This window comes from Paenibacillus taichungensis (assembly GCF_013359905.1).
Taxonomy (GTDB): domain Bacteria; phylum Bacillota; class Bacilli; order Paenibacillales; family Paenibacillaceae; genus Paenibacillus; species Paenibacillus taichungensis.
In genome coordinates, this window is record NZ_JABMCC010000118.1 from 464,770 (window position 1) to 486,288 (window position 21,519).

14 protein-coding genes are annotated in these 21,519 nt (G+C 49.5%); all 14 read right to left on the reverse strand.

Annotation, left to right across the window (positions count from 1 at the left end):
- Entirely contained in the window at positions 1-1,194 is a 1,194-nt protein-coding gene (yqfD, locus tag HP548_RS25350) for a sporulation protein YqfD (protein ID WP_175383172.1), read from the reverse strand.
- The gene (yqfC, locus tag HP548_RS25355) at positions 1,191-1,484 is read right to left on the reverse strand and encodes a sporulation protein YqfC (RefSeq protein WP_024628472.1); all 294 of its coding nucleotides are present in this window, start codon (positions 1,482-1,484) and stop codon (positions 1,191-1,193) included. Before yqfC ends, yqfD begins: the two co-directional genes overlap by 4 nt.
- Before the next feature lie 171 nt (positions 1,485-1,655).
- Complete coding sequence (locus tag HP548_RS25360) at positions 1,656-2,273, reverse strand: hypothetical protein (RefSeq protein WP_099858457.1); 618 nt, start codon at positions 2,271-2,273, stop codon at positions 1,656-1,658.
- 13 nt (positions 2,274-2,286) lie between these two features.
- Positions 2,287-3,297, reverse strand: a complete 1,011-nt coding sequence (floA, locus tag HP548_RS25365) for a flotillin-like protein FloA (protein WP_076288088.1) — start codon at positions 3,295-3,297, stop codon at positions 2,287-2,289.
- Positions 3,298-3,459: 162 nt separating this feature from the next.
- Positions 3,460-4,782 carry an NfeD family protein gene (locus tag HP548_RS25370; RefSeq protein ID WP_099858506.1) on the reverse strand — a complete coding sequence of 441 codons (1,323 nt, stop codon included), beginning with the start codon at positions 4,780-4,782 and terminating at the stop codon, positions 3,460-3,462.
- 336 nt (positions 4,783-5,118) lie between these two features.
- Positions 5,119-5,562: a GatB/YqeY domain-containing protein gene (locus tag HP548_RS25375; protein WP_024628476.1), complete on the reverse strand. Its 444-nt coding sequence runs from the start codon at positions 5,560-5,562 to the stop codon at positions 5,119-5,121.
- A 15-nt stretch (positions 5,563-5,577) separates the two neighbouring features.
- Entirely contained in the window at positions 5,578-5,751 is a 174-nt protein-coding gene (gene rpsU, locus HP548_RS25380; RefSeq protein WP_005547957.1) for a 30S ribosomal protein S21, read from the reverse strand.
- 189 nt (positions 5,752-5,940) lie between these two features.
- Complete coding sequence (locus HP548_RS25385) at positions 5,941-6,300, reverse strand: histidine triad nucleotide-binding protein (RefSeq protein WP_076288086.1); 360 nt, start codon at positions 6,298-6,300, stop codon at positions 5,941-5,943.
- A gap of 205 nt (positions 6,301-6,505) precedes the next feature.
- Positions 6,506-6,844, reverse strand: a complete 339-nt coding sequence (locus HP548_RS25390; protein WP_076288085.1) for a hypothetical protein — start codon at positions 6,842-6,844, stop codon at positions 6,506-6,508.
- Between the two features lie 430 nt (positions 6,845-7,274).
- On the reverse strand, positions 7,275-10,694 hold the full coding sequence (locus HP548_RS25395; protein WP_175383173.1) for an AAA family ATPase: 3,420 nt from the start codon (positions 10,692-10,694) through the stop codon (positions 7,275-7,277).
- Entirely contained in the window at positions 10,691-11,875 is a 1,185-nt protein-coding gene (locus HP548_RS25400) for an exonuclease SbcCD subunit D (protein ID WP_175383174.1), read from the reverse strand. Before HP548_RS25400 ends, HP548_RS25395 begins: the two co-directional genes overlap by 4 nt.
- Positions 11,876-11,946: 71 nt before the next feature.
- Positions 11,947-16,266, reverse strand: coding sequence for a helicase-exonuclease AddAB subunit AddA (gene addA, locus HP548_RS25405; protein WP_175383175.1), 4,320 nt, complete (start codon positions 16,264-16,266; stop codon positions 11,947-11,949).
- Entirely contained in the window at positions 16,263-19,766 is a 3,504-nt protein-coding gene (gene addB / locus HP548_RS25410) for a helicase-exonuclease AddAB subunit AddB (protein ID WP_175383176.1), read from the reverse strand. Before addB ends, addA begins: the two co-directional genes overlap by 4 nt.
- A 198-nt stretch (positions 19,767-19,964) precedes the next feature.
- A complete protein-coding gene (locus HP548_RS25415) occupies positions 19,965-21,341 on the reverse strand; it encodes a class I SAM-dependent rRNA methyltransferase (protein ID WP_099858451.1) in 1,377 nt (458 codons plus the stop codon).
- Between the last annotated feature and the right edge of the window lie 178 nt (positions 21,342-21,519).

Below are 21,519 nucleotides of genomic sequence, written 5' to 3' on the forward strand. Positions count from 1 at the left end.
TCATTCTCCTTGACTATGGACTAACGGAAGTTCTTCCGCAATGCTTTCTTCCACTTCAAATAATACTTTCATATAAACTTTACCATTCTCTTTCTTCTCATGCAAAATTTTTTCGCTTAAAATTTTCGTTCCTTTGCCGTTTTTGGCGATAATATCGTTTCTTGCTCCTTCCAATCCTTTCGTTCTAGCCCATTCAATCGTATGCTGCTCCTCTTGTTCCCGAGTTTCCAAATCTTTCTCCGTCAGCCATCCCATGGGAAGTGTGAACGATCTCCAGGTCAGCGGTTTATGATCACTTTCGGTATCAAATGTGGTAAACGGCGTATTCCCGTATCCCCAGAGTTGTATCGCCCATTTCCCCAGCACAATGTAAAAACGTTCCTTGCTATCTCCAGTCATCGTATTATGTTTCTGCACAAGGGGGACTTCGACCTGATATTCTCGCCACACCAGTCCGCGTACTTCCCCTTTGGCTACAATGTTCTTTGTATTCTCTTCATCTCCCAAAATACCGGATATTAGTACCTGCCCCTTCTTGACACGCATGTCCTTCTGCACGACAGGGCGCCCCTGCTCCGCGTAAATTTGAGTGATTACAGCATCTGTTTTACTGACCAGATGTCTCGGGTTCAGCAGCGGTTCACGCTTGGGCTGTGCTGACTCCACCACTTGGATGGTGATGGTTGTCCCTTCTTTGCTTACCCCAATCCAGGTTACATCTGGCAGAGCCAGCGCGAGCTGTCTGGAGAGCTTGTCCTGGCTTTGCAGCCGAAATCCCCACTGAAAGGGATAGATGCCTTCTTTCTTCGCTGCTGCGAGCACTTCATCCGTGGGAATCGTCACATTACCTTTGACTTCTACATTCCAAACCATTGATGACAATGCAAACAGAGCTGCTACAAAAAACAGCATGCCACCCAGAAAGAACTTTCTTCTTAACAAACGGGCTGCAAAAAAAGGAAATCCACTGCGGTGTGTCACCTTTACACGGCAGCCTGTCCGTTTCAGCAAAGGACGCAGCTTGAAAAAATGCGGCAGCAGAATATTCATTTCTGCCTTGCGTCCGTCGTGGGCACGCAGGTCCCATACTTCCAGTCCCTGCTCTGCCACCGTATTGATTAATGCTTCAATATCCCCCCCAGTGACCGTGATTCGGACTGCTCCGCGCAGTTTGTAAAGACTGGGCTGCTTCATCCGTTCCCCTCCGCTCCATTCATATGAATATCCAGAATTGTTCCTTCAACAGCCACTTCATCCGGCAAAATATTGCGAATCATCAGTTCAGTTCCTTTGATCTCCAGCTGACCCTGTGAGAGAGCCAGAACGATGCGATCCGGTGTAAAATGAATGACACCACGATGATTCTCTATATACAATTGCTTTGTGCCGATCAGGGTTAACCGTGGCATATCGTAAAGCACGTCCTGCGGCAGGTCCAGAACTTCACTGGTCCATCTGCGCAGCTTGCGGCTGATCCGGGTCATTCGAAGGTCTTCCCCCTTCCTCTACAGTTCAACTTATGCTCAGATTCTTGGAATTATGAAAACTACGGACCGTGTTAGATGTGAAAATAAAAAGAGGCCGAAACAAAAAAAAGCCGTCGTCTGGGATTATGCTCACCAGAGACGGCTTTCACTTATTAAAACAATATAAAGTTATAGTTTTCCTCGTGTTCCAAAGGGCTGTTTAGAGCGCGGAGAACCGAGAACTTCTGCCCACAATACACCAGTACGAATATCTTCCCGGCGAAGCTGAGGCGATCCAGACTCGCTGGATGAAACTTCATCCCAACTGGAGTCAGACACAACTGGTGTATTTGCAGTAGAAATACGATCTAGTCGCTCCCGAATTTCACGTTGTCGTTGCTCCATCACTTTCATTTGTTCTTCGAGGGAGTTTTCCATTCCACCCAGAGAACCCTGTCCTCCAAAGTCGTCATTCACAGGACGGGCAGATATCGTTGCTGGCTGCGAGTAGGTTTGATCATATCGATCATCATACTGATCGTCATCATACCGCTCATCGTACCGTTCGTCATATTGCTCATCATAGCGTGGATCTGAAGGACCCGATGACTGCTGCGGTGCGGTATTGCCCCGCGAGCGATCATTCCGGTCTGAATCACCACTTCCTCCAAACGTAGGCATCCCGTTATTTGGACGCTTTTTGTTCGGATCAGCCGACTTGGCTGCTTTTCCAAGGAAGGAAAAGAGCGCAAATGCGATGACCGCTACAATATACAGATTGTTAAAAATCCATTCAAATAGGCCCATATGCACTCACCGCCTATCTTCCGTTTTTGGAATCACCCTGATCGTTGGAATTCGAACCTTCACCAGGTTTTCCCAATGTATTACGCATTTGAGTATCCGCTTCAATGTTCTTCAGGTTCATGTAATCCATAACACCGATCTTACCACTACGCAGTGCTTCGGACATTGCCAAAGGTACTTGGGATTCAGACTCAACCACACGCGCTCTCATTTCCACTACGCGCGCTTTCATCTCTTGCTCTTGAGCAACGGCCATAGCGCGACGTTCTTCCGCTTTTGCCTGTGCAATACGTTTATCGGCCTCTGCCTGCTCCGTTTGCAGGAATGCACCAATGTTTTTACCTACATCCACGTCCGCGATATCAATAGACAGGATTTCAAAAGCGGTACCTGCATCCAGACCTTTCGACAATACGGTACGGGAGATCAGATCCGGATTTTCCAGGACGTCTTTATGGGAATTCGAGGAACCGTTTGTACTTACGATACCTTCGCCGACACGGGCAATAATCGTCTCTTCACCCGCACCACCGACGAGGCGGTCAATATTGGCACGAACCGTAACCCGCGCTCTTACCTTAACTTCAATACCATCTTTGGCTACCGCAGAAACAATCGGCGTTTCAATAACACGTGGGTTTACACTCATCTGTACGGCTTGCAATACGTCACGACCTGCAAGGTCGATCGCAGCAGCACGTTCAAATTCGAGTGGAATGTTCGCACGTTGTGCAGCAATCAGGGCGTTGACAACTCGGTCTACGTTACCACCGGCTAGGAAGTGACTCTCCAGTTGATTCATTGTCAATTGAAGTCCAGCTTTGGTTGCTTTAATCAGTGGATTTACGATCCGGCTAGGTGTTACACGTCTTAGTCTCATCGCTACCAGCGTGATAATTCCCACGCGTACGCCCGATGCAAGGGCTGAAATCCAGAGCATAACCGGGAAAAAGCTGAAGAATACGCTCAATACGATAATCGCAACTACCGCAATGAGCAAAACCGTAATCAAGGTTGGTTCCATAGTCGAAATTCCTCCATTTGCATTTTGATTTTTGTAAAAAACATGATAAAAACGTTGTGGAACTTTGCTGCTGTGCATTGATTCACACCACTCCACTAGCAGCCTCCGTAGAATGGTTATGTACATTGCCGAAGCTATAATCAACTCCGGCAACAGAGCGGGTTACACCGGTAACGCTTGTTGAACCACAATCCGGGTACCTTCCGCTTTGATCACAATAATTGGTGTATCAATCGGAATGAAATCTCCATCCGACACCACATCGACGCGTTCTCCGTTAAATATCGCTGTTCCCGAAGGACGAAGTGGAGTCAGACTGATGCCCTGCAAACCGATCAACTCTTTGCGTTCTGTTGCCGAAGAGTATCCTTGATCAGCAGAGAGCCTATCACTTAATATGAATCGATTCCATATGCCTCGATCCTTAAACAGAATAACAACGATTGCAATGACTACCAGCGCGGCTCCAAAAGCAATACCTAACGATATAAATGCATCACTTGTATCATAGGCGGCTCGCACGACACCAGCGACAAGCGCAATCGATCCCAAAATACCCAGAATACCGAAGCTTGGGATAAACATCTCCAGAATCATCATGATGAGTCCGACAGTGAATAACACCCATGTCTCCGCTCCAGCAAAACCGGCAATGTAGTTCCCTGAGAAATAAAGCACAAAGCACACGATACCAACAATACCAGGCACTCCGAACCCAGGTACAATCAACTCAATGATCACACCGGCTATTCCGAGGAATAGCAATACCGTCATGACGACAGGATTAGTGAGAAATGTGGATATGTTCTCTGCGGCTGTTCTCTGAACGGTGAACACATCATCTTGACTGTAACCAAGCCAGGCTGCAGCTTCTTCCGGCGTGTTGCTGATATGGTCCGCATAACCCACTTTCAGCGCTTCTTCAGCCGAGAGAGCAATAATTTCACCTTTTTCTTTGGTTTTATTAATCTCAGGCATTTCCACGACCATGTTAACATCCGTCATTCCGGCTGCAATTTTACCGTCACGGCCACTTTTCTCAGCCGCGCCCTGCATCTTGCTCTTCCAGAATGCAACCAACTTCGGATCATCGACATGTTTACCTGTGCTGTCCACCATCGCTGCCGCACCAATCATACTGCCTGGCGACATTACGATCTTATCTGCATTCAAAGCCAGAAAACTTCCGGCCGAAGCAGCATCTCCACGGACAAATGCAACGGTTTCAACTGGGCTTTCCTTAATTAATGTACCCAGTTCTTCTGCCGTGTCGACACGCCCTCCCGGCGTATTGATATCCAGAACGATCAGGCCAGCATTCATCTCTTCTGCTTCCTTGAACCCGCGTTCCATAAACTTGCCAAGTCCCTGCTCGATTGGTTTATCCACCGGAATAATATATACGGCGCCACTTTTCTCAGCTGCATGCGCTGACGGTGATCCAATCCAGACAGGAAGCAGCAGCGTCAGTAGCATCATGAGCATCAATGGCCCCGTAAGCTTCTTCCGGCGCTTTCCCTTCACAAATAGTCCCCCCTTTTCCATTAATGTTATACTGTCCAGCTTATGGTATTTATTACGTACAATGCAACATTTCGTTTCAAAATCTTAAAATTATATTTGAAACCGGAAGCAATTGCAACATTTTAAAACCATAATCATATATATTATCCATTTAAAAGCAATATTTGTGAATTTCCTCGAACAAATGAACGATTTCTAATCACACTTCGAATTCCTTCTGGGAACGGAGTAACGTATCAAAGATCTAAAACGGAAAAAACACCCCCTGACAAGTCAGGAGGTGTTTATTGATTTGCTTTATTGCAGAAATTGTTGAACTGCTTGATTTACCAGTTTGCCATCCGCTTTGCCTTTGACTTTCGGCATAAGGGCAGACATGACTTTCCCCATCTCGGCTTTCGAAGAAGCACCGGTTTCCTGGATGGTCTGCTGTACAATAACTTTAATTTCTTCTTCGGTAAGCTGTGCGGGAAGGTACTGACTGAGTAATTCAATTTCCGCTTTTGCATTTGCCGCGAGGTCATCACGGCCCGCTTTGTCAAATTCTTGGAGGGCATCTTTGCGCTGTTTGATTTCACGACTCAGAATATCAAGCACTTCGTTATCATCCAAATCTCTTTTCAAATCTATTTCAAGATTCTTGATCGTCGAACGAATCAACCGAATGTTGGAGAGCTTGAACTTGTCCTTACTCTTCATCGCTTGCTTCATATCTTCGTTCAATCGTTCGCTAAGATTCATGTAGTTAAAATCCTCCTAAAACTTTCTCTTACGAGCAGCCTCGGACTTTTTCTTGCGCTTTACGCTTGGCTTCTCATAATGCTTACGTTTCTTCACCTCAGCCAATACGCCATCTTTTGCGATGGAACGTTTAAAGCGACGAAGTGCAGCATCAATAGTCTCGTTTTTGCGAACTTTAGTTTCAGACACCAGTTTTCCCTCCCTCCGACCAGACCGTCCAAGAGCAATAACACGGTTCATCACCTTTCATTATAGGCGAAAGGTAATAAAGGTGTCAACCTTAACGTAATGATCATTTATTTTATGTGAACTTCAGCTTCATATTCATGCCTTTTATGCATATATGAATCAGTCCTGATTTAGAGTAACTTGGATCGTTTATTTGTGTGAGTCTGACAAACTTGTCAACACGCCAAGTCGGGTCCCACCAAGTAAATGATAATGCAGATGATGAACGGTTTGTTCTCCATCCTTGCCGCAGTTATTAATCAGTCGGTAACCTGTTTCTTCCACGCCAAGACGCTTGGCCGCTTCCTGCGCAGCCAAATGAATCTCCCCGATCAACGGCAAGTCTTCCGCCGTTACTTCATTCATGGAAGAAATATGTTTCTTGGGAATAACGAGTACATGGGTCGGTGCAGCGGGCTGGATGTCATGAAAGACGATGACATGGTCATTCTCCAGTACCTTATTGGAGGGAATGCTGCCCTCTACAATTTTGCAAAATAAGCAATCCATTGTTCATACCCTCCTTTGAATTAAAAATTATGTATACCCTTCTATCATACCGGAACTGAAAACTCACGTCCAATTTAACCTGTTTTAATTCAATAATAAAAGTAACAGGAAAAACCTTTCACATCTCAGTAAAGAAGTGCAAAAATACACCGAAGATGTGAAAGGTTCGATTTTCATCGGTAAAAGTACTGTTTTCACCGTTTTATTAATAATAAGGCAATAGAGTTAAGGCAGTGAGGCCAATCAGAGGTAGTACCAACCTATTGAACCGTCTGCGACCATAACCATAATAAGGATACGGGTAACCATAGCCCGGGAAAAATCCCCGTGCATGCGCGGGATAAGTAACCGGCATCATATTGGGTCCCCAGTTTGCATTTGCATGGTTAACCATGGCTTCATGCCCCACGGGAACAGCCAAATAAATCATATCATCATCCACATTTTCCACAATGCCATCGTAATGGGCACCGTCATGCATCTGTATACATACATAGCGATGCATGTGTTCCTTACACAGTTTCTTCGCTTCTACTTTTTCCACGTTTAATCGCCTCCCGAATCTGTTCTGCTCTTCATCACCCTTTCATCGTATTCAGATCTGGGCGAAATGACACTGTGCATGACAAGAGTTTCAAGATAAGTTCCTATTAAAAAAAAGAAGCACCCCGTTGCAGTTTCCATACGGAAGTCTGCTGTCGCGGACGTCTAACCAGGATTATTCCTGATCAGACGTCCGCCGGGGTGCTTACAAAAGTTTGTCGGCTTAACTGTAGTATAACAACAGGATGAACCTGTATCTGTGAGCTATCTCACTCAACTCTCACAACGAGTATATAAATGAGTCTCAAACCACCAAACCTCAATCCATCAGGAGATTCCCCTTAGGATTAAACTTTAGTAATTGGTTTATGAGGAGAGGAGATTAATCTCAATTTGGAATCATTCAATCGTATGTGTTCTGTTTCAAATCCCTATAATGTTTCCAATACTACGCGAGAGCCAGCTCCGGCTTCGCCAGCTGGAATAACTACAAGTTTACGTGGCAAGCGTGCTCGCAGCTCCGGAACGTGACTGATAATGCCGACGGCAAGACGGTCATCATGCAGTTTTTCTAATGATGTAATGACGGTATCCAGCAATTCAGGGTCCAATGTGCCAAACCCTTCATCCAAGAAGAAGAATTGCAGCGGGTACTGACCGCGCAGCTGAATCTGGGCAGACAGAGCCAGGGCCAGTGACAACGAAGTCAGGAACGTCTCTCCGCCGGACAAGGTGGATACCGGACGTTTAACCCCACCGTTTGCATCATCACAGATGACAAAGCCCCCACCTGAATCCACCTCAAGTGAATAACGTTGTTTGGTCAGGAAGCGCAGACGCTGTGAAGCAGCCTGACTAACCTGCATCAGTTGTTCTTCTGCAATATACTCGACAAACGCATTACCTCTGAAAGCTGCTTGCAGTTTGCTAAGCATCTCACCTTGTCGGCTCACTTCTACCCGTTTGTTCTCCAGCTCGGTCCAGCGAACGTGTCGCTGCTGCACATCTTCCAGATCCCGTTCTGCACGCGCCTTGGCTCTAAGAGCCGCTTCATCCTCTGCACGAGACTGCTGGAGTCGCTCTGTGCATGCCAACCATTGTTCCTCGGATACAACGACTCCGCCCAGTTTTTGTTCCAGCTCACGAAGTTGGGATGCAAGCTCACGATCACGTTCCCGATGCTGCTGAATTTCCGCTGCCAATCGCTCGGCTTCTTGGGACGGAATCGCCGCTTCAACAACCGCATCTTCAGTATCAAACGGGGATTGCTCCAGCAACTTCTTCCAGCGTTCCTGGGCCTGCTGCAAATGCTCTGCTGCCGAGGCTGCTGCTTGATGAGCCATGACATCCTTCTTGGCCGATTCCTGTTTCAAGGCATCCGCTTCCTTGAAACGCTGTGCTGAATCGGCAGCAATTTTCCGCAACCCATCCAGTCGAGTCTGGGCCGCAGCAATCAAATCCTCGACCCGTTGCTCACCAACCCATTGGCGCAAACGTTCTTCCTTCTCGGCGAGCTGTTTGCTGTTTCCTTGCCATTCCGTTTGCCACTGAATCAGCTGTTTGTCCAACTCAACCAGCTTCTGCTGGAGGGACTGTACCAGCTGTTCCTTTTCCTCAAGGAACGTCACGCTCTTGTTCAGCCGTTCCTTGATATCTTCTGCGAGTGCGTCGCGCTCCTGCATCGCCTGGTGAAGGGCCATGGCCTGCTCTTGAGCGATGCCTGGCAGTTCCGCGGCCCAGCGGCCGTGCAATGCGGCTGCGGCGGCCTCACTCTCGGAAAACCGGCGCTCCGCCTGGGCGAGTCCGGCTTGGCCGGCCTCCTGCGCAGCAGCCGCTTCCATGCGGCGCTGCTGCGCGCCTACAGCCGCCTGCTGCAACGCGGCGGCTTCCGCTTGCAGCGGCGCTGCGTCAGCGGCCAGCGCCCGCGCGGCTTCGCGCAGTGCGGCGGCACGCTCCGCCCAGTCCGCCGGGGAGCGCCCGTGTACGGGCGAACCGGCGGGCTCCGGCTCCGCAGCCGCAGGCGCGGCCTCGGCTGCGGCCGGGGCTTCGCCGGCCGCAGCGCCAAGCTGCGTCAGCAGGCTGCGACGTTCGTGCAGCTGCTGGCGCAGCCCAAAGCGCAGCTCCTGCAGCTCCGCGTGCAGGCTGCGCAGCAGTTCCAGGTCCGCATCGCCTGCGGGCGGACCTTCTCCCGGCGGCGCAGCCGGGAGCGGGTGGTGTGCGGAGCCGCACACCGGGCATGGCTCGCCGTCGCGCAGCTCAGCGCGCAAGGCGGAGGAGAGCCGATGCAGCTCCTGCTCACGCATGGTTCCGCGCAGCTGCTCCTCTGCCATTGCCAGCAGGCTCTGTTCGCGGCCAATGTCCTGTTCACAGGCAAGCAAGGCCTCAAGACCCGTTGCCGCCTGTTCAATCAGATGCTGACGCTGTTCACTCAGACGGCTCTCTTCCTGGGCAGCCAGCTTCAGCCGATCTGCCCCCTGAACAGCCGACTGCTTATTGGCTTCCATCTCAGCCTTGTTCAGGCGCAATTGCTCCGCCGCAGTATCTAGACGATGCTTCAATTCCAGTGCAGCCTGCAGCTGTCTGCGTTCTTCGGACTTCACTTCATTCGGCTTCAGGCTTTCCTGTAATTCTTCCCGCCGTTTGCGGCCACGCTGCTGTAGTTCTTTTTCCTTCTCCAGCTGTTGTCCGATGACACTCTGTTCAGCCTGTCCTTTGTCCAAAAGCTGCTTAAGACGGGTACGATCCTCTCGTAGTCCGTCCCGTTCCCGTTGCAACTCCTTGGCCTGTTCCAGCTGTTCCAATCGAAGCAGAAGCTTGGGTTCTTCCTCAGCCATCTGTACACGTGCCTTCTCGGCCTTCTCGGCTTCCAGTACAGACATCCGTTCATGTTCCACCGCTTGCTGGTGAGCAATCCCGGCTGCATCCTCACGTAACTTCTGCTGTGCTGCTGCGTCACGCATCGTCTGCAATGAAGGGAGTATTGCGTCTGCCGCTCCGGCCAGTTTCAGCCGTTGTTCCCCAGCTTCGATCTGTGGTGCACGTGCTTTCAGCTTTTCGTGTTCCTCCATACGAGCCTGGCGTTCATGACTTAACTCACGGACTTTGCCGAGCTGCTCGGCTTCCTTCATCGCTTCATCAAGCGTTTTGCGTGACAATTCAGACTGTTTCACAGCAGCTTGAAGAAGAAGCTCCGTTTCCGCCAACGTCTCTTTGCTCGCATTCCCAAGCCCCTGCTGCTCGGCAGCCAGTGACTGATGAACCATATCATTGTCCTTCACCCGCCGACTGAGCTTGATGGCAAGCTGATCTCCATACTTCTCCAGATGAAATAAACGTTGCAACATCTGCCGTCGTTCACTGCCTTTCAGGGACAGAAACTCAGCGAATTTACCTTGTGGAAGCACAACGGCTCGCGTAAAATCATCCATTTTCAACCCAATGACATCTTCAACGCATCGGTTCACGTCTGCCAGTTTATCAGCCAGCACCTGTTCCTCTCCGTTGACGGTCTCAATGAATTTGCTGATGGTGTTGCTCACCGAAACCTCATTGTTTCGTTTGAAACGTCGTTCCACCCGAAATCTTCTTGTGCCTTCTGCTGATACAAGTTCAAATGTAAAAGCAACGGACAACGAATCTTCAGCGTGATTCATGATTCCCTGGGTACCGTTAACCGCACGTTCCACTTTTCCGTACATCGCCAGCGTAATCGCGTCGAGCAAAGAAGATTTCCCACTGCCTGTAGGACCAAAAATGCCGAACAGTCCCGTTTCTGTCAAAACGGTAAAATCAATCTCCTGAGTCTCCCGATAACTTTGCAGACCTGCGACTTTCAATAAAATCGGCTTCAATTTCCCTCGACCTCCTCACGCATACCCGGCTCGTCCTCATCGACGAGTTCCAGGAACAATTGAACCAGACTGTCTTCAGGTAATGCCCCACCTGTCTGACGCTGATAAAATTTGCGGAAAAGCTCATGTACGGGAAGCTCGGATCGTTGCTCCAAAAGCCCTGCGGCTGCCATCTCGGGGTACACCGGACGGATATGGATGATCCCGTCATGCGACTTACGAAGCTGCTGGATTTCTTTCAGAGACATGGCGTCATCCAGCCATACTTCCATATCAATAAAAGCCTGAGGATCACGCCCTTCATCCAGCCAACGATAAACCTCAGCCAGACCGCCACGCGCCTTCCAACGCACAAGTGGACGCCCAGAGGTCAACAGCACTTCTTCCACGTTTGCGGCACCCCCCGGTGCCAGATCAACCATGGTGACGGACTTACTCTGCCCCGCTTCGGAGAAACTGTAGGCCAGCGGAGAGCCACTATACCGTATCACACCGTCCCCTTTAACTGCCTGTGCACGATGAAGATGCCCCAGTGCTGTATATTGCGCCCCTGTTGACAATGCAGAAGGGTCAACCGTATAGGCCCCTCCTACCTGAATGGGACGTTCCGAATCACTTTCCACTCCGCCCAGAACATAAATATGACTCATTGCCAAATTCACCGTATCCGGACGAAAAGACGCAGCCAGACGCTGCATTAACATGCCAACCCGGCGGCTGTATGCCTGGCGAAGCACATTCTCGTCCCCATCCGTTGTCAGCAGTTCATTCAGTCGCGCTTCAGAGGGGTATGGCAATGCAGCAATCTGCGCAGTCTCTCCAGTTCGCTTTGCATGGATCGTAACTGCTTCTGAAGTAGGCATACCTACAAGTGTAATTCCCTGTCTGTTCACAAGCGGGGTCACCGAAGCCACTCGCTCCGGCTGATCATGGTTCCCGGCAATCACCACAAGTGGTCTTCCTTGTTCTGTCAGACGCGCCGCGGCCTCATAAAAAAGCTGTTCCGCCGATGCAGGCGGATTTACAGAATCATACACGTCTCCAGCCATCAATATGGCATCTGCCTGCTGCTCATCCGCGAGTCGAACAAGCTCATCCACAAAATCCTCCTGCTCTCGCAGCCGGCTCCGTCCCTCCAGCGTTTTCCCCAGATGCCAGTCCCCTGTGTGCAAAATACGCATCGTCCGTTCAACCCCTCTCTCATGCAAAATCCGATGATACAAATTCCATCCGGCCGTTTTAAAATTTCACTTTATAGTTTCACAGCAAGTCCGCCATCAAAAAAGTACAACCACTTCCGGTCGACTTTCCGACCCAGAATATCCTCAATAGCCCGGCCATACAGCTCCAGCTGAAAGCGATAGTTTTCCGTCAGTTTGTCCAGTCCACCGAGATGTTCCAACACCCGGTCTGTCTTGTAATCTAGCAAAATAAGCTCGCCATCCACCTCATACAGGCAGTCAATAATCCCCTGTACCAGCACCATTTCATTTTCTAGTGATGCCTGCATCTTACCGTCTTCCTCCAAGGTGTGAATCCCTGCATCTGGTGACAGACTTTGAAGCCATTCAGCAGGAGAATGATGTGCCGGAAGTCCATAAATAAAAGGAATCTCCCGTTTCACCCACTCCGCACGCAACAATTCTGTCCCAGGCTCTGTATTGAAGAATTCGGCCAGTTGATCAGACTCAATAACCTCTGCTTGATGGGGGAGCAAAATCTGGAGCTCAACTAACCGCAAAAGTGTCTGCTCAACGATTTGCGAATCAATGGGTGAACCATCTACAGGAAGATGCTGCATCAACGTATGATACACCGTTCCCCGCTCGGCTCCAGTCAATTGTTTTTCCTCCATGAATTTGGGACGACGTAGATGCAATTTAAAGGACGATCCTCCATCCTTCACTTCACGGCCCTCATAATCCACAGAAGTCTCAGATTGTTCTTCAACTTCCTCCATCATCTGTAAAGACTGATGGTCTTGCATGGCTAGCAATGTTTTTAGTTCGGTAACCGATGTACTGGCAGCTACTTGCGTTGCTGCTTGATGAGGATACATCCATGAAAGCCGTTTATCAACTTCCCGAAGCAGCTGTACACCCTCTTGCTCACCTATTGTAAATACATCTTCCTCACTGATGTCTCGTAGTGTTGCATCTTGTGTATCCTCGATCATCTCTTCTTCAGTGGAGGAAGGAAACAGCTCCACAGGCTGAACTGCTTTTAGGGCAGCAATTCGATGTTTCCGCACTTCTGTCATGCCGTCTTCTTCACCAAGCGTCTGATCCACAAATATTTCCCGGGATACTTGATCAGCAGAAATGACAGAAATACTCCAGCGTGATTCATCATTCACAAGACAGGCAGCATATGAATCAGCGCCTCCCGCAAGTTCACGCAGCAAAGCTGCGTCTGGATGCCTCATCAAGGATGGACCGATCCAGTCCAGATAACTACGTCCTGCTGCAAGCAGATAGTCAGGCAATACCCGTTCCGGACTGTCTTTAATCTGAGACCAAGCCACTGCCTTTTTAACAACATCTTTCACAGTACCGACCAAAATCATTTTCTCTTTTGGGCGGGTCAAAGCCACATAGAGCACCCGCATCTCTTCGGCAAGTAGCTCAAACTGGGCACGACGACGAATCGCCAGATTCGCCAAGGTTGGATAGGCAACCCGATTCTCACGATCAACAAACCTCGGGCCAAACCCCAGCTCCTTATGCATCAGAAACGGCGAATTCAGATCCTGCTGATTGAACATTTTGGATATGCCCCCGACAAAAACAATAGGGAATTCCAAGCCCTTACTCCGGTGAATCGTCATGATGCGTACCGCATTGTCCTGCTCACCAGAACCACTTGAAACGGTGCCAAGATCTCCCCCGTTCTCACGTAGTCTGGATACATAGGTCAGGAAGCGGAACAACCCACGATTAGCCGTTGCCTCCTCATATTGCCGAGCGCGATCATACAGAGCCTTCAAATTACTTTGACGCTGTATGCCTCCCGGTAGGCCGCCAACCCAGTCCAGATAACCCGTTTCCCGGTACATTCGCCAAATGAGTTCACTCAGGCTGCCTTGTCTGGCTTCAAGCCGCCACTGTTCCAACTGACGCATAAAGCGAATTAACTTTTGTTGCAGCTCTGTGCTGGTACCGTTGTCCCTATCCGCATCGTCGCTTATACGTCCACCCATACTTGCATCTATACCAGCATCCAGAAGCTCATCTGTATCTGCATGTACAGAGGATTCATGTATACGTTCGATAACGTCTGCTTCGGCGGATACTGCCGACTCCCGCTGCCCCTGCTCCATTTCTGACCAGACTTCGGGCCATTGCAGCTGGATTGCAGATGAATCCGGATTCGAAACTTTCTCACCATGCTGCCCGACAACATTTAACGAACTATTGAATGCTCCTGTAGCCGATACAACAGCATCATAGAAAGACTGTCGCTTGTCCCCAAGGCGAATCTGAGCCAGTTCCTCTTCATCTAGTCCGACAATCGGCGAACGAAGCACGGAAGCAAGCGGAATATCCTGCCTTGGATTATCCACAATCTGCAGCAAGGACAACATCACTTCCACTTCCGTCGCCTGGAAATACCCTTTGCTTTGCTCCCCTCCGGCAGGAATACCCTGCTGTCTGAATTCCTCAATCATGAGTGGAGCCCACATCAGGGCAGAACGAAGCAAAATAACTATGTCTCCGTAACGCGCAGGTCGCATGGATTTGAGGGCTTTATCATAAACGTTAAGGGCTGGTTTATCCGTATCTCCAACCATTTCACGAATACGTCGAGCCATGGCCCGAGCCTCCAGCTGGGCGGTTTCGAGCTCGGCACTCTCCAGCTCGGCAGAAGGCAGAGCATCTCCATTCTCGTCCGTGCTTTCCGTCAGATCAGGTCCTCCGCCTTGACGATCAATCAGCATAAGTTCAGGTGTGTATGCCTCATCCCCAAGCGTCTCTGCCGGGAAAGTAGCCCCATAAGCGAGCTGCGCCCGTTCATCATAGGCAATCTCAGCTACCCCTTCATTCATGAGCTGCTTGAATAACATATTGACCGAGTGGACTACTTCTGCACGACTGCGGAAGTTACGCGCAAGATCAATACGTCTTCCTGCATGCAATGACTCTTTCTCTCCGTCCACTTCCATATCCGAATTCGCTGCGTATTGACGATACTTGTTCAGAAACAGACCGGGTTCAGCCAGACGAAAACGGTAAATACTCTGTTTTACATCACCAACCATGAATCGATTTCCTGGATTTTCTCTGGAAATCAGTCTGACGATATCTTCCTGCACCGTATTAGTATCCTGATATTCATCCAGCAGCACTTCATCGAAACGTGCCCGATATTCCATTGCCGCATCCGAAGGCATCGATAGCTCAGGAGTTGAATCCTCATGGCGCAAAATATGAAGACAGTAATGCTCCAGGTCACTGAAATCGACCTGTCCGCGTTCCTGCTTGGCCTGTCGATATCGCTCTCCAAATGCACTGACCAGCTTGGACAGTTCCTGCATTAGTGGTGCCGCCTGCTCCAGCTCCTGCCAGAAAGAAAACGCACTTCTTCCAAACAATGACCCTTTCAGATCCGTAACGGCTTTTTTCGCAGCCTCACGCAGTTCCTTGACCTGTTCTTGTAACCCCGGGTCCGTCTGGTCCTTTTTGCAAGGCTTCAGCTTGCCAAAAGATGCTGGCTGAAACACTTCAGGCAATCTTTCCCACGGCATGACCTCAACAGCTGACAGAAGCTCTTCGACCATTGCCAAATCTTCTTTTAATGTATCTGCATAAGGTTTCGGACCTTCCGGCTGCATAGATATGCTGATTCCTTGACGCAGCAGACCAGCCGCACCACTTAGGGCAAGAGCCGCATCACGCAAAATACTCTGAACCCATGCAGAATGCCCAAGTGCCTCGACACTTTCCACCTGAAAAGCAGATGCCATCTCCGCAAGCCAATGATCCGGCCAGGAATGACTGCGTGAGAAATCATACAAACGCTGCACAAGTCGATGCATGGCATCATCGTTTCGTTCCCCACTGAACCAATCCACCAATTCGCGGAATGTACTGCCTTCATCTTCTTCCCCATACTTTTCCTCAAACAACTGCTCCAACAATTCCTGCCGCATAATCTCGGCTTCATTTTCATTCAGAATCCGGAAAGCCGGGTTTAGCGGAATTTGCTGATAATAACGACGAATGACCTCCATACAGAATGAATGCAGTGTCGTAATGGATGCCCGCCCAAGTAGTGAAAGTTGTTTGCGCAAATGTTCTTCGGCAGGCTGCTCTTCAAGTGCATGTTCCAGTGCTTCCCGTATCCGCTGCTTCATCTCCGCCGCAGCAGCTTTCGTAAATGTTGCAACAAGCAAACGATCTACGCTGAATCCACGGGAGGGGTCTGCAATCTTACGAATAATCCGTTCAACCAATACGGCCGTCTTCCCGGAACCCGCTGCAGCAGCAACCAGAATGTCTTCCCCACTCTGTGAGATGGCACTCCATTGGTCATCGCTCCAGAAGCTTTCCTCCGGTTTTGGCATAATCGTCATGATGTTTCCCCTCCTTTGTCATGAGACAGCATGTCCCAGATTTGCTGTTTGCCCGGTTTGGACAACAGATTATATTCATTGCCTTCGATATTTTCATCAAATTGACAGACTGGCTTGTACGGACAGAAGGTGCATGCAACCTCCTGCTGGATACGGTAAGGTTCAATCGCCACATCCCCGTCCGTAATCCGGGTGCCAATCTCACGTATATTACTGCGAACTGAAGCAAGCAAGGCATCCCATTGCTCTGGCGTAGCTACAGCAGCGCTGCTATAAAAACTGCCATCTGCCTTAAGCGCAACCGGAATAATGGCCGAATAGCCTTTGTCCAAGGTATTGTCCATTTGAGCGATCGCATCCCGGTCCGCGAGTAACAAGCCCTTCATTTTAAACCGTTTCAGTAGTTCTTGTCCTGCCTGCTCAGAAGTCATGCCATTCGCCGATTGAAGCAACGGATTATGCACATGGAAATAGAGTGTTCCTCCAGGCATAGCCGATTCTCCAAGCCACTCCTCGGCAGCACTAAGCAGTACCTCCAGGTACGTGAGCATCTGTAATGACAAGCCATAATACACCTCATGCAACTTGAGATCGGTCTGGCTCGATTTGTAATCAATGACCCGCAGCAGCAGGCCATTCTCTCCTTCAGCCACATCCACACGGTCGATCCGACCCACGATCTCCATCACACAGCCATTTTCCAATTCAAAACGAAGGGGTGGCAGGGGTTTACCTGGCCCAAAATCAAGCTCCAACCCAATCGGTTCAAAGCTTCCCCGTCTGGACTGTTCACCCAGAATAACCGACGCCCTGCTAACGATATCCTTCAGCTTCCGGAAGATGTAACCATACCGTTTGGTACTAAGCAAAATCTCTCCCTGCAACTGTGGTGCAATCTGCTCCACGGTGTGCTCCGCTTCCTTCCGACATTCATCTGGAGACAGACTGCCCCAACTACGATTCTGCTCACGCAAACGTATGGCAAGCTGACTCAAGGCTGCATGGAACAATTGTCCAATATCAGGGGCTTGCAAGCGGTACAGCTGGCGCTCTTTCAAGCGCAACCCATGGGATGCAAAATGGGAGAACGCACACGCCACAAAACGCTCCATCCTGGAGACACTGGTCCTTACCTCTGTGCCATATAATCTACGGCTAGTAGCCGTACGTAGAGGTAACGCCCGATTGCGATAAAAGACCGATCCAAGCAATTGTTTCAGCTGAGGTCTGCTCGTCTCCCGAGAGACATGCCAGTTATAGATCGCCCACCACATTTCAGGAATATCTTCTCCACGGCGCCATCTGCGCAATTGTCCGATGAGATAAGAGAGGCTCTGACCAGGATGGTTAACATAAGACCAGTGTATCTCTTCAGCATCCGTAACTGGCGGCTGGGCAAGCAATGGCTGCTCATGCAGACCGAACATCTTCCGTACATGTCGTACAATTTCCGAGGGCAGTAATGTTTTCCCTTCATCATCTGCAACGGGATAACTCAGCCATAACTGCTTGCTCGCCGCTGTCAGGGCGGTATAGATCAGAAAGCGTTCATCCAGCATTTGTCTTGTTGCTCCCGGCCCAAGCCCCAGTCCTCTCTCTGTCAATAACAGCCGTTCCTGCTCAGTTAATACACCATCATCCTGAGGCACAGCAGGCAGTTCACCATCTACTGCACCCAGAATAAATACGTACTTGATACCCTGAAGACGTGTACGATCCATCGATCCAACCAACACTTGATCAAGCGCTGGAGGAACAAGTCCCAGCTTCAGTTCGGTTAATCCGGTCTCCATCAGCCCAGCAAATAGATCGATATCCAGCCGTTCGGCCCCCATCATATCAACCATCTGATCTAATAGATCTAGAACGGCACCCCACATTTGACGATGCTCTCTCGAACGTTCCGGATCACCCTGGGCCTTGGCTTCTGCAGACATCTGATCCAGCTTCCAAGGAATCTCAGCATCTTCCAGTAATCTGTAAAGCGCCGCACATTGGTCTTTAGCTGTCTTTGCCTTGCTCATTCGTTTCTCAAAAGCACCTAGTGGATCAACAATCACTGTACGGCATTTTTCCATTAAGGACAGCATTTGTTCCCGACCCCGGCTGCGGACGTCCTGATCGTTGTCTTCCAAGGACAGGCTGGGTACATACTTCCATGGCTTGCCATCTGTCCAGCGGTATCCGTGAATTCCGCAAGCTAATATATAATTTTCGAGCTGGTCCATATCTTCACGTGTAATGGAACCGCCCCGTGGAAGCAGCAGATCCGTTTTCACACAGCGAAATACATCCTCATAACGCCAGCGACGGCGAACGATATCGAGTGCTGAACGAATGAATTCCGCTAATGGATGATGTAGTTCATTTCTTCTCCGATCCAGAAAGACAGGCACGCCATAGTCTCTGAATAGGGGCTCAGCAATGTCGGCATATGTATCCAACTGACGAACAAGCACTGCCATATCTCGATAACGCGCACCTTCATCTTGCGCCAGACGACGCATCTCACGAAGTGCTCCTTCCATCTCAGCCCTGCGGTTCTCAGCGGCGTACAGTCGGACACCTGCATCACGCCCCTCGCTCTTCCAGCGAACTCTGCGATCAAAGCCAGCCTCCAAATGCGCCAGTCCAGGACTGCCCTCATATCTCGGCAAAACTTCCGGTTGAAGCACGGTTGTCTCATTAAGGACACCCAAGTCCTCGGCCATGCCTTTGAGACGTGCGTATGCACTCGCTGTGGGATGGAACAGCTCCAATTCTGCTGGAAGTGCGCCGTGATCGTAAGCACGATCCAACGTCAATGCAATTGTAACGGAAGAAGCTTGCAGCATCAGTTTTCCTATGACACTCATTTCCTGCGGAGTAAATCCCTGAAATCCATCGATCCAGATCTGTGCATCTTGCAGCAACGTGCTCTCCGGCAACCGCTCTGTCAGTTCAGTCAACGTGTCTTCATCATCGATATATAGTTCGGTTAATTCCTTTTCATAATCACGGTATATAAGTAGCAAGTCATGCAGCTTGTCTCCCAGAATCGGTGCAGAAGAGGAAGTATTCCATGCGGAAAGTCCTTCTTCAAGTGAAGTGGGGTCAAGTTCAAAACGTTTAAACTCACTGTATAAATCATTTAAGTCTCCTATAAATCCCAGCTGGCTGCCTGATGCTCCAAACAACTTCAATTCTTCCTTACGACGCTGAAGCACTTTGTAGAGCAGCATTTTTTTGCCTTCAGCCCCAATGGGAATACGTGCAGAACCACCTGCCTCCTGCATTACCCGATAGGCCAATCGGCGAAAACCAAGCACTTCAGCACGCATGGTACCTTTAATAGCCCCTGAAGATACAAGTGACTGTTCAGTTCGAAACGAACTCTGTTCCGGGACCAGAAGAATCAGTGGTTTACCTTGTGGTTCCTTTTGAAGCAGGGATGTGATTTCCCGGGTAATCAGCGCACTCTTACCGCTGCCTGCCCGGCCAATAACAAAGCGTACGGACATGTTTAATCCTCCAAACCATCACGAACAAGATTTTAATTCCCAGTATAACATATCTGACTTGGTTCGGAACATACGTTTGCCACTATCCGGCAATTACAGAAAGCTTCTCCACGAGCATAGCAAAGAGCCCACAGCTTATGAAAACAGTGGACTCTTTGCGTAAATGTATATTCGATCTTAAAATGAAATCGCGCTCAATTAATTCTTTTTGCTGCGTACTTCGAAGATGGCAAATTTCAGGTAATGACCTTCGTCTACGCCCAAAATTTGCGGGTGATCCTTACCGGCTGCTTTCCAGTCGATCAGACGCAGTACTTTGCCTGCATCTTCGGCTGCATCCGCAATAGTTTCTAGGAAGAGATCCGGACGCATGTGGTATGAACAGCTTGCCGTTACTAAATACCCACCCTCATTCACCAGCTTCATTCCTTGGAGATTGATATCCTTATATCCACGGCATGCGCCTTTGACTGCTGATTTCGTTTTGGCAAAGGCTGGTGGATCGAGGATAACCACATCAAATGTTTTACCACCGGCTGCAAGCGCTTTGGACGTATCCACTTTCTGTTCACCAGCACGTGCACGTACGTTACGCTCATCTAGGCCTTTCACCTGTTCACGCAAGTATTGGAATGCATCCGCAACGACAAATTCGACCCGATCAGTAAAACCGTTCAGCTCTACGTTGGTACGTGCACTTTCAATCGCATGTTCTGAGATATCAAGACATGTTACTTTTTTTGCTCCATATTTGCAGGCGTTCAATGTGAAGCTGCCTGTGTGGGAGAAACATTCCAGCACAGTGGCCCCATCCCAATAAGGGAACGTCACAACCTTGCCACTTTTATTCACAGGAAGCAACTGCTGCGTACCATCCTGCTCAGTCTGTTGGAGCGTAATACCACTCTTATAACCCCAACCCTTCATAAGTGGTTCAATGGCTGCACGATTCTCGCGTTGGTCGAAGAAGTACCCTGTCTTCTGACCTTCCACGATATCCACCTTAATAAGCAATCCATTCTCCGTTACCGTGACATGCCGAGGGCACTCCCCGTACAATGGTCCCTTCGTCTGCTCCAAACCTTCCAGTTCACGAATGGATACATCACTGCGTTCATAGATGCCTTCCGGCTGCATCACTTCAATTAGAGCTTGTACAATCGCTTCGCGGCAACGGTCCATGCCGAGTGTGAGCAATTGAACAACAAGGATGCTGCCAAAACGGTCAACAATCAGTCCTGGCAGGAAATCAGCTTCCCCATAAACTAAACGGTATGCCTCTCCATCCTGGATAAAACGCTCCCGGTGGCGCAAGCAATCGCGGAAACGCGCTGCAAAAAACGCGGTATCCATCTGTTCAAACTCCAAAGGTTGATACGCCACGACTCGAACTGTGATTTGAGATGCAGGATTATAGTATCCCGTCGCAAGATAGCGACCTTGGTGATTCAATACATTGACCAGATCTCCCGGTTCGGGGTTTCCTTCAACAGAGGCAATTTCATTGTTATATATCCATGGATGTGCATGTTCAAGCCGCTTTTTGCGGCTGCGTTCCAGTGTAACTGATGGCAAGATAGATCCACTTCTTTCATAGTTAGTTGTTGAAAAGATAGGTTTGGTGCAAAGGTAACCGCTACGGGGATGGATTGGACTTTCGATCGCTGTTGTCTCCAGATTTTTCTGATTCCCTTTCTCAAAAGGGAAAATCCGGAGACAAAGGCGAACGCTTCGCTTCTACAGTTCCAATTCC